Annotated in this window: 2 protein-coding genes and 1 pseudogene; 2 read left to right on the forward strand and 1 reads right to left on the reverse strand. The window is 50.5% G+C overall.

Going from position 1 to position 2,528, the window contains the following annotated elements; genetic code table 11:
• Nucleotides 1-156: pseudogene (locus KB557_RS10620) on the forward strand (photosystem II D2 protein (photosystem q(a) protein)); the annotation flags it as partial.
• 313 nt (nt 157-469) lie between these two features.
• Here the strand turns inward: KB557_RS10620 and KB557_RS10625 are convergent.
• Nucleotides 470-1,909, reverse strand: coding sequence for a glycosyltransferase family 39 protein (locus tag KB557_RS10625; RefSeq protein ID WP_255134028.1), 1,440 nt, complete (start codon nt 1,907-1,909; stop codon nt 470-472).
• A gap of 46 nt (nt 1,910-1,955) precedes the next feature.
• Between KB557_RS10625 and KB557_RS10630 the strand changes: the two genes are divergently transcribed.
• The coding region (locus tag KB557_RS10630) for a DUF2079 domain-containing protein (protein ID WP_255134030.1) at nt 1,956-2,528 on the forward strand (573 nt) is incomplete at its 3' end.

Below are 2,528 nucleotides of genomic sequence, written 5' to 3' on the forward strand. Positions count from 1 at the left end.
GAGATCAGGGCCGCTGAAGACCCTGAATTTGAAACCTTCTACACAAAGAATATTCTTTTGAATGAAGGTTTAAGAGCCTGGATGGCACCAGCCGACCAGCCCCATGAAAATTTCATCTTCCCAGAAGAGGTTCTGCCACGTGGAAACGCGCTCTAAGCCCTTCTAATTTCATCAACATTGGCGCCCTCGAGGCGCCTTTTTATTGGTTAAAATTGCTGAGTTCTGCTGACAGTGAAGTGGTGCTTTGATCCTTGGATCGAAATGCCGAATGCTTTACCGGTCAGCATCATCCAACCAGGAGGAGGTGTTCGTGCCCCACAGTTCCAACATGCAGGGTTTGCTGATCGCGGAGAAAGCCGCCTGATAAAGGCGTTTGTTTCCTGATCAAACGGTTTCGCGCCATAGCGAACCCGACGAGAGCCCCCGCTCTGCGGGGGCATCGTTCCATCATTTGACCATCATTTAGTAATCATTTAAAGATAATTATATAGTTACCATTTGGTTGATTCTTATTTATTCCAAGTAATTTTGCTAGTTTTTGTTTAACCGGCCCTTCTTTGAATTCTGAGTAATTTTCGATTTTATTCCACGAGCCAACTACAGCGCTTGCACCTTCTTTCCTTAGGGCGCTTAGTAATTCATTGTTTACTGCTTCAGGTGTAACTAGCCAACCTTTGCGATCGCTTAAATAAAGCAAGGTGGGATCACCTGCCGTAACACTTATTAGCGGTTTGTTTTTTGGAGTAGTCGTTTTAATTTCCTGAGCCTGAGCCCAAATATCACTCTTGTTCGGTTCTTCTTTGCCCCAATAATCCAGTTGCAATACCGTAAAACTAATAATTAACACCAGCCCTAAGGCAACGGCTAACCAGCGCTTTCCAATTTTTGTTGATTTTAGTTGAAGTTTTTGCCAAGCCTTACCAAGCAGCGGGCAAGCAAATAGCAACAGTGGCAATTGGTAATACTCGTGGATATAACTAGAACTAGGCGCTAAAGCTCCTGCAATTAACACCACCCCAAGGCCCAGGGGCAGCATTCCTTCTGCTTCGTTTTGTTTTGGTAACCACAGGCCAAAAACTAATAGTGGTAACCCCAGCACTGCTAAACCGCGCAAGCTAAAACGCAGCAAGATATCGCCCCAATAACGCCAGTTCAACAAATCAGCCCAGCTGTAGCGAGAGGCTTTGCTGCCCCAAAAACCAAAGCTCAGGCCTGTTTCTAGAAATAGCTGGTGGGCATGGGCATACCAAGCCACCGTTGCAAGCAAGGCGATTACCCCTGCAAGCCATAGCGGCCAGCGCCGCCAGCCCAGCCATAACAGCGGTATGCCAAGCCAAAACAGGGGTAGAACTTTTACCAAACTGGCAATTACTAAGCCAAGCCCCATTAAGACCAAGTTGAACTTGCCGCCCTGTTGCCTGTAGGCCAGCCCCCTTTCGAGGGCAAGGGCACTGCTAAGCATTAGCAATGCCTCTGGCTGCACGCTGCGGCCATAAAAAACAGAAAGGGGCAGCACCGCGAAAAACAGCCCACCCCACCAGCCCGCCGCCTGGCCAAAAAGATTGCTGCCAAGCCGTTGCACTAGATAAATGGCGCCAATGCTGCAGAGCAAGCTCAGCCCCCGTGCCAGCCATTCATGTAGCCCAAAAAATTGATAAAGCAGGCCCACCCCATAGGAATAAAGGGGGAAATCAGTTTCGGCGTAGCCACTGCTTACCCCACCCCAATCCACTTGAGGCAGCCAGATCGGCAGTTGATTTAGCTGGAAATTTCGAGCTAGGGCAGCGGTATCGGCCTGCCGCCAGCTATGTACGCCAATGATTGGGGCATTGATATTCACAAGCCTTAGGGCTGCCCCCATTAGCAATGGAAACCAGGGCCAACGGGGGCCAGGGAGAATTAAACGCATATTCATGCTCTGCGGTGTTCCCATGCTCCTCCCGCAGCCGTTAAGGGTGGCCACGGTTTTTTTTGTTTTTGGCATCGCCTTACAGCTGTGGCGGCTGGAAGGATTCAGCGCCAGCTACGACCAAGGCCTGTTTTTGCAGGAGCTCTGGAGTGGCAGCCAGGGTCGCTGGTTTGAAAGCACCCTATCGGCGGAATTATCAGCGGCTGTGAAATTAGGGGGTGAATTGCCTCAATTGGGTTACCTGCACGCCAGCCAGCATTTGAACCTCTTAAGCCAACTTTGGATTCCTTTGATTCCAATGCTTGGGATCTATGCCTTGCCCCTGGTGCAGGTGGCTCTGTTAACAGCTGGTGGCTTGATGTTGTTTCAGCTGGCTCGCTCTGAAGGCTTGGCTAGCCCAATCGCTTTGAGGTTGCTGATTGCCTACTACTGCTCGATCACGGTGCTTGGCCCGCTGCTGGAAAATTTCCACGACCTTTGCCCAGTGCCATTGCTGGGCTTTGCCCTGATCTGGGCCTTAAGGCAAGGGCGCCTGTGGCCAGCCCTTTGCGCTGCGCTTTTTATCACTTTTGTGCGAGGTGATGCAGGCATTGTGAGCTTCAGTATTGGCCTCTGGGGA

The sequence above is a fragment of the Synechococcus sp. Cruz CV12-2-Slac-r genome, assembly GCF_024346075.1.
In the GTDB taxonomy this organism is placed as follows: Bacteria; Cyanobacteriota; Cyanobacteriia; order PCC-6307; family Cyanobiaceae; genus Synechococcus_D.